The organism is Cyanobium sp. BA20m-14 (genome assembly GCF_024346295.1).
The window spans coordinates 1-7,512 of the sequence record NZ_JAGQCR010000160.1; the positions used below are offsets into that span (position 1 = coordinate 1).

The following is a 7,512-nucleotide window of genomic DNA, read 5'->3' on the forward strand; positions in this document are numbered from 1 at the left end:
GGCGGAAGCGATAGCTCCCCCGAGGAGCATCCTCGAGATCTTCACAGCCCTCGGCGGGAAACCAGAGCGGCGCGGTTTCACCCATGCCACCCCATGGATGGGAACCGCCGCAGTTGCGCTTGCTATTGGAGTGCACGATGCCTGGAATCGACTCCTGAAACCAGCCGATCTTGTGTTGCACCGTGCCCTGGTGCATGAAATAAACATCCGCGTACTGCAGCAGATGCAGCGCCTCCAGCAGGGGGCGACCAGCGCACACCAGTAGTTCCGGCTTAAGTGCCGCGGCTATAAGCACCGCTTCCAGCTGGCGGATCTGTTCCGCCTCGGCGCTGATCACCTCCCCCATCGGGCAGAGATAGGGGGCCACCACCGTGGCGCTGGAGGCGCCGCTGGGCAGGGAGAAACCATCAATCAGCAGCAGCGGCAGCGGCCCTTGCCGCGCCAGGGCCGCCAGCCAGGCCGCCAGCAGCTCGTTGAGGCCCTCCGCCACCGCTCCGCGGGCCTTGACACTCACCGCCAGCACCCAGCCGCCGCTGGCCTTCCAGGCCAGAAGACGTCGCTCCAGTTCCAGTGCCTCGCGGCTCAGAACCATCGCCGCCCGGCAGCGCAGCTGGCTCCGCAGCCTGCGACTGATGCGTTCCGGCCGCTGGCTCAGGGGCAATTCAAACCAGGCGCCGCCCTTCGCCTCGGCCCTCTCCTGCCACAGCACCGCCGGAAACAGTTCCCGCAGCGGCCCGAAGGCCTCCGGACCCTCCTGCAGCACCGGCCCGAGGGCGGCCCCGTCCACCTGGTCGAGGCAGGTGAGGCCGTTGAGCAGCTGGTGGGCGAAATTTGGATGACCCTCGAGCCACAGCAGCCGCCGCCGCTGGGGTGCCATCCCATCAGCCACGGCTGCTGCCTCCTCCAGCTGGGCAGCCAGCCGCTCCAGCCCCAGGGCATACCAACTTGCGGGCGCCACCGAAACCGGCGCGTGCAGCCACTCCTCCTCCTTGAGCAGATACACCGCCTCCAGCTCGTGACCATTGCTCACCAGCCCGGCAAACACCAGCGCCTGCCGGCCCTCCCCATCCCGCAGCAGATAGGCCAGGTGGTTGCCCACACGCAGGCTCAGCCGCGTCTCCAGCAGCTGGTCGTCCCAGGGGGAGGGAAAGCGCAGCCGATCGGCCTGGAAGGCCTCACCCTGCCAGCTACTGGCCCAGCAGCGCCGGTCGTGCCGCTGCCGCCAGGCCTGCCAGCGGCGCCCGAACTCTGCCCAGCGGCCCGGCAGGCTGGACGTCACAAGGCGGTCCAAAGCTCGAGCGCTTCAGCCAGCACCCCCTCACGGCAGCGGCGGGCCAGCACCGGATCGATCGACACCGGCGGCAGCAGCCCCTGGTTGTGTATCTGATAACTGCGGCCCGGCGGCAGCCCCTCTATGTCCAGGTCCAAAAAGGCCAAACAGCGCCGCAGCACCGCATCGGGGCGGAGGGCCAGATCCTCGAAGCGCAGCAGCAGCAGCTGGGAGGCCGGCCACACCGCCAGCCAGCGCCGCAGCTGCTGGTCGTAGAGGCTGCCGCTTAGGGCATTGGGCCGAAACCAACCCAGCCCGGCCAATTCCTCTGGCCCCATCGCCTCAAGCCGCTCGGCCTCCTCCCTCAGCAGCGCCTCGCTGTCGCCCTGCAGGCCGATCAAGCAGCGCATGTGGCGGATCCAGCTCAGGGCCCGGTCAAGGGGTTCGCGTAGCAGCACGATCAGCCGCGTCTCGGGCATCAGGGCGTGCATGCGCTGCGGGGCCTGCGGATGCTGCAGATAATCCGGCGTGGCTTCGAGCCGCAGCAGCCCGGGGCTGCGCAGGGGAGGGAACTGGGAGCGATACCAAACCTCCCCCAGCTCCCAGTGGTTGTCAAAGAAATGCAATTCCTTGAGCGGATGCAGCCACACCCTTGGATGGCCCGCCAGATAGGCCGCCAAAGAGGTGGTGCCAGATTTCGGCGCCCCCAGGATCACCACCTCCGGCAAGCCACCGGCGGCGGCGGCGGCGCTGCCCAGCGGCGCCAGCCGCTGCGGCGGCAGGCCCTGGCGCGCAGCCTGGCGATTGAGCGCCAGGGCCGCCGCCCTGTCCTCCTCACGCAGCCAGTGGGCAAGCAGGCCGTGGGCCAGGGGATGGGGCGCCGCCGCTTCAATCAGCTGCCGCAGCTGCGGCAGCAAAGCTCGGCGTAGGGGCTCCCCAACCTGGAGGTAATACAGGCCCCGCAGGCTGCTGCTGTCGGTGGGATCAAGCTCCAGTACCCGCAGGTAGGCAGTCGCGGCCGCTTCGGGCTGGCCGGCGATGCGTGCCGCTGCCGCGGTGTCAAGCCAGCTGGCTTTTGCAATCGCCATGGCTCAATTTTATGTGGGTGAGCTAGTGCAGGCAGCCAGGGCGCGCAGCGCCGTCGCAACCCGCTCCGGATCCAGCACGATCGGCTCGCAGATAGGTGCCTCAAACAGCAGCTGGCTGTATAGATCCGGCGACGTGGCTGGCTGCAGGCAGCGCACCAGCTGCAGGCCCCCCCAGCTGGCCAGGGCATGGCCATAGGGCGGGGCGTACCGGGGTTGATGCAGCTCCAACACCTGCGTGCCCGGCCGGGCGAAGGCCAGCCCGGCCAGCGCCGCCCCGTGGGCCAGCACCAGCAGTTCGGCGTCAGCGATGTGGGCAGCCTGCTCCGTCAGCGGCAGGCCCTCCAGCACGAGCGGCTCCAGCCCCAGCCCCTGTTGCTCCAGGTGCGCCAGCAGCTCCGCCTCACCAAACACGGGCCGGCGGGCCGAGGGGCCGCGCACCAGCCAAAGGCGTCGACCCTTGCCCTGGCGGCGGTGACCCCGCTGCTCCGGCTGCAGATAGCGGCGGCGCAGCCAGGCGCGCGCGCGCCGCGAGGGCCAGCCAAGGGGGTGCAACGGCGGCGGAATCAGCAGCAGCTTCGCCTTCAGATCGGGATGCTGATGGGCATCGATCAGCCGCTCGGGCGGGATGCCTAGGTCGTCCACCAGGCTGCGGCGCACCCGCTCACTGCCGCCGCCGTTGTGCCAAAGGTGCCAGTGCTCTGGCCAGCCCGAATCCGCGCCGGCTCCGCTCCGGGCCAGTGCCAGGCCCAGCCTTGGCAAGCTGTCCAGTAGCCAGTGGTAGTGGATCTCGGCCGAGAGATCGGCCACCGCCAGCACCGTGCCATCCACCGTCAGGGGAGGCCCTACTGGCGCCGGCTCGCAGCGGTGGGGGGGGCTGGGACACGCAGGCCATGGCTGGGGATAGCGGCGACTCAGCAGGGGCCGGGGTTGGCCCTCTCCGTCAGCCACGGCCAGCCCATGGGTGGTGCCCCAGGGGTTGGAGTTCGGCGACCGCAACCAGATCCGCCCATGCTCGAGCTCCTGCAGCTCAAAGGGCGCTGCCTGCCAGGTGCCGCCAGCACCCTGGGGCGGCACCCACTGTTCAAGCCAGGCAACGGCCGCCCCGTCACCGGCCGGCACCAGGGGCTCTCGCCGCCAGCCCAGCAGCTCCAGATGGGCCAGGGCGCAGGGGCTGCAGTCGGGCCCCCGGCAAGCCTCGGCCGGCACGGGCAGCGGCAGGCGGGAGAGGTGCTCGTTGGCAGCCCCATCCCCGCCAGGCGCCGGCAACCGGGTGGCCAGCTGCTCTAGGGCCCTGGCACCCCAGGGGTGGCGGGTGGCCGCCAGCCGGGCGATCGCCATGGCCAGCGGGGCGCTGGGCTCCAGGTCGAAGACCTCCTGCAGCCGCTGCCGAGCCGTCTCCCCGTGTTCTGGCCAGCTGATCAGGGCCCAGTTGCGCAGCAGCTCTGCCAGCTCTGCAGCAAGTTCTGCAGCCAGCCTTGAACCCTTTGCAGGCTCGCTGCAACCCAGCTGTTTTAACGCCCCGCACCAGGTCAATACCCGCAGGCGCAGCTCTAGCAGGGGGTCGGATCCCGCAGGCAGGGTCTGCCACCAGCGGGCGAGAGCCTCCGGCCGCCAGATTGGATCAGCTGCAGCGAGCTGGCTGATGAACCGGTTGGCCAGAGATTGCAGCCTGGCAACGCTGCGGGCGCCGCTGCGGCTGAGATCCACCACCACCCGCCCCTCCAGAGCCTGCCAGGTGGGGTCATTGAGCAGCTCTTCAACCGAGAGATCAACGCCGATACGCGCGCAGCTGCGGCCAACGTTTTCGGCCAGGTGCAGCCAGGTGTGGGCGTCTCCGCCGCTGCGGCTTCCCCAGGCCGTGCGCCACAGATCGAGGGCCAGGTCTGGCTGCCGTTCGTGCCAGGCCTGCCAGCCCGCCCAAGCCCTGGTATTGAAAAGCAGGCTCTGGCGCCTGCCCAGCAGCGGATGGCCTGCCGGCAGCGCCGCCAACCGGCGATTCACCACCCACAGCAGGCCATGGGCCTGATCGGCGGCCTGGCGGCTGGCAGCGCGGCCATGCACCCGATAACCACAGAGAACATGCTCCAGCCAGCCGCCGCGCTCGCCAGCTGCGGCCAGCCGCAGCAATAGGTCCACGTCTTCCGCATGGCGAAGCGATGGATCGAAGCCGCCATGGCGCTCCAGTAGGGGGCGCCGCAACATCCAGGCGCTGGGCAGCACGGCCTTGTGTTCAAAGGCGGCCTCCAGATCAAAGTTTGCCCCTTCCTGCCAGGGGCAGACGTCATGGAGGGGGGTGCCGGCGGCATTCAGGCGCCGCCAGCCACAGAGCAGATGCTGCAGCCCGGAATCGGCGTCGAAGCGAGCGGCCTGCCGGTGGAGTCGACCAGGCAGGGCGATGTCATCGGCATCGAGAAAGGCCACCAGGGGAGAGCGGGCGGCAGCCCAGCCGCTGTTGCGAGCGCTGGCCACCCCTAAGCCCGGCAGACGGATCAGCCGCACGGGCTGGCGATGGCTGGCCGCCCAGTTATCCACCAGGGCGGCCGAGTGGTCACGGCTGCCATCGTCGACGGCCAGCAATTCCCAGTTGCGCTCCTCCTGATCGGCGAGGGAGTCGAGGCAGGCCGGTAACCATGCAGCGGCATCCCTGAACGGAATTACTACTGAAATTCGTGTCACCATTAAGGTTAATTAGAAAAGGAGGTGTGGATGGGTCTTCGCACTTGGTTAATTCGATCCCTCGGTGGCCAGGCCGCCGCAACCAAGGCAGCTGCCGCCCCTTCCCTACCCGCCGACTACGCACCTTCCCTGGGCCAGCAACTTGGCCCTGAACAACAGTTTCTCTACGCCGAGGAACTCAACAACCAGGGTCGTCCCGAGCTGGCGGTTGCCTTCTACCGCCAAGCCTATGTGCTACTTCGAGGCAGGCCTGATCAGACAAACATCCAGCTAGCCCTGCCGGATCGAACCTCCGGTCAACCCATACTTGGGCCTACCTTCCCTCAGCAGCCATCCCCGCAGCAGCCCTTCTCGCCGGTGACCCCCAAGCCGACTTTGGGCTCGAGAGAGCGGCTGGTGGCCCTGCGCGAAAAGCTCACCAGCGCCAATGCGGCTGCGGTGGAACAGGAGTTGCGGCAGTTGATCACGGCCGGCAACCGCGGCGCTGATTCCTTTGGCCTGTTCGGGATGTGTCAGCTCCTCCAAAACCGCCCGGAGGAGGCGGAGCGGGCCTTTCGGGAGGCGCTGAAGCTGGATCCAGGCCATTACCGCAGCCTCGTCAATCTGGGTGGCCTGCTGCTCAAGGGCGGCCGGCTGCAGGAAGCGGTGCCCCTACTCGAGAATTCCCTCCAACACACCCGCCAGGGTTCCCCGGAATCCCTGGCGGCGCTCACCAACCTCGCCGTCGCCCATAGCCAGCTGGGCCGCAGCATCGAAGCCGCCCAGCTGGTGCTTCGCATCTTTCGCATCAAGCCCGACCACCTCCAGCCAGACAAATTGGTGACAGCGGCGACATGTTTGGAGGAGATGGGCGACGATCCTGCCGCCATCGAACTGCTCCAGTACCTGCGCAGCCGCCTGCGCGATCCTGGCCTCAACCGTCGCTTGGCTGAAGTGCTGGAGCGTTTTGGCGACTATCAGCAGGCGGCTTTGGTGTATCGCGAACTCGCCGGCAGTGGAACCCCGTGAGCGCCCTGCTTCCGTTCCACCTTCGCAATCTGGGAGCCACGTTGCCGCTACCCGATCCACAGAGCGTGCGCTTGCTGGCCCGCCATGAGCTGCTCAGCGCCTGGTGTCAGCGACGCCTGCTGGAGGAGCTGGCCGGCGTCGACCTGCCGCCGGAGGCAGGCGAAGACCCCTCCTTGCCGCCCTTGGAAGACAACCACACCCAGCTGCTGGCCTATGCCCGCCGCTGCGGGTTGGACTCCCTCGACGACCTTGAGACATGGCGCCGCGCCCGCGGCCTCTCCCTACTCGAGCTGGAGCAGCTGGTCGCCTTCGAAAACAGCCTGGCCCGTGCCAGCCACTGGATTTGGAGCCAGGAGGTGCCAGGCCTCTTCCTACAGCGGCGCGGCGATTTCGACCAGGTGGTGCTCACCATGGTGCGGGTGCGCGATCCGGATCTGGCCACCGAGCTCTTCTTCCAGTTGCAGGAGGAGGAATGCACATTCCATGAGGTGGTTGAGCGCCATGCCGATGAGGCCGACCGCCTGCGGCGCGGTGTGGTGGGCCCCGTGCCGGTGAACCGGCTCAATCCACTGCTGATGCGCGTCGTGCGCCGATACCAGCCCGGCGAACTGATCCCTCCCCTCGATATCAATGGCGTTGTGCACCTGATTCGGGTCGATTCCCTGCAGGCCGGCCGGCTAGACGATCAAGTGCGTGGCCAACTGCTGGATGAGTGCCGCAGCCGCTGGCAGCGCGAGCAGCTCCTGCTGCTGCGCGATCGGCTGATGCAGTTGGCAGACCTCTTAGAGGCAGCCCCCTTGGAGGTGGCCAGCTGATGCGATTTGAACAGCTGCTGCGGGGTTCAGCAGCCCTCACAAACGTCTCCGACCAGCTGATCAACCGACTGGCGGCGGAAGCCTCCATCCAGCAGCTCAGCGTGGGACAGCCCTTCCAGCGGGCCGGCCAGCTACCCCCCGGGGCGGCGCTGCTGCTGGAAGGCCGGCTGCGGCGGCTGCAGCTCAAGCCGGGCGAGACCCCACTGAGCCTGGGCTTGGCCAGCCCCGGCAGCTGGCTGGGCTGGTCGTCGCTGTGGCGTGGAGAACCGGAACTTGGCCTGGTGGCTTCCCAGCCATCTACCTTGCTGGTGGTTCCGGCCCTGCCGGCCCTGCGGCTCTTGCAACAGGAGCCCGAGCTGCGCCACGCCGTGGCCGGCCGCCCTTGCCTCGAAGAGCTGGCCAGCCTGATGGAGGTTTGGTGGCGGGCCCAGGGCCAGCGGCCCACCCAGCCCAAGCAACAGCTTGAGCTGTTGCTGGCAGAGGCCTTGCTGCTCGGCCCCGAAGACCGCCTGCCCCCGGGCCACCTCCTGCTCTACAGCGGCCCCCGCCAGCCCGATGGGCTGCTGCCGGGAGACCAGCTGCAATCGGATTCCGAAGGATGGCGGCAGCCGGTGAACCAGCTGCCGCCCCGGGTGGTGGCCATCCCCGAAGCGGC

Annotated in this window: 6 protein-coding genes; 3 read left to right on the forward strand and 3 right to left on the reverse strand. The window is 68.5% G+C overall.

The window, feature by feature from the left end; all coding sequences use genetic code 11:
• The 3 genes from KBZ07_RS13535 to KBZ07_RS13545 all read right to left on the reverse strand — a co-directional run.
• On the reverse strand, positions 1-1,279 hold a 1,279-nt coding region (locus KBZ07_RS13535; protein WP_254932105.1), incomplete at its 3' end, for a hypothetical protein.
• Positions 1,276-2,358 carry a sulfotransferase gene (locus KBZ07_RS13540; protein WP_254932106.1) on the reverse strand — a complete coding sequence of 361 codons (1,083 nt, stop codon included), beginning with the start codon at positions 2,356-2,358 and terminating at the stop codon, positions 1,276-1,278. The genes KBZ07_RS13535 and KBZ07_RS13540, both read right to left, overlap by 4 nt.
• A gap of 9 nt (positions 2,359-2,367) precedes the next feature.
• Positions 2,368-5,037, reverse strand: a complete 2,670-nt coding sequence (locus KBZ07_RS13545; protein ID WP_254932107.1) for a glycosyltransferase family A protein — start codon at positions 5,035-5,037, stop codon at positions 2,368-2,370.
• A gap of 27 nt (positions 5,038-5,064) precedes the next feature.
• Here KBZ07_RS13545 and KBZ07_RS13550 point away from each other — a divergent pair, with 27 nt between their 5' ends.
• The 3 genes from KBZ07_RS13550 to KBZ07_RS13560 form a co-directional block, all read left to right on the forward strand.
• On the forward strand, positions 5,065-6,042 hold the full coding sequence (locus KBZ07_RS13550) for a tetratricopeptide repeat protein (RefSeq protein WP_254932108.1): 978 nt from the start codon (positions 5,065-5,067) through the stop codon (positions 6,040-6,042).
• Positions 6,039-6,857 carry a peptidylprolyl isomerase gene (locus KBZ07_RS13555; RefSeq protein ID WP_254932109.1) on the forward strand — a complete coding sequence of 273 codons (819 nt, stop codon included), beginning with the start codon at positions 6,039-6,041 and terminating at the stop codon, positions 6,855-6,857. Before KBZ07_RS13550 ends, KBZ07_RS13555 begins: the two co-directional genes overlap by 4 nt.
• The coding region (locus tag KBZ07_RS13560; RefSeq protein ID WP_254932110.1) for a hypothetical protein at positions 6,857-7,512 on the forward strand (656 nt) is incomplete at its 3' end. The genes KBZ07_RS13555 and KBZ07_RS13560, both read left to right, overlap by 1 nt.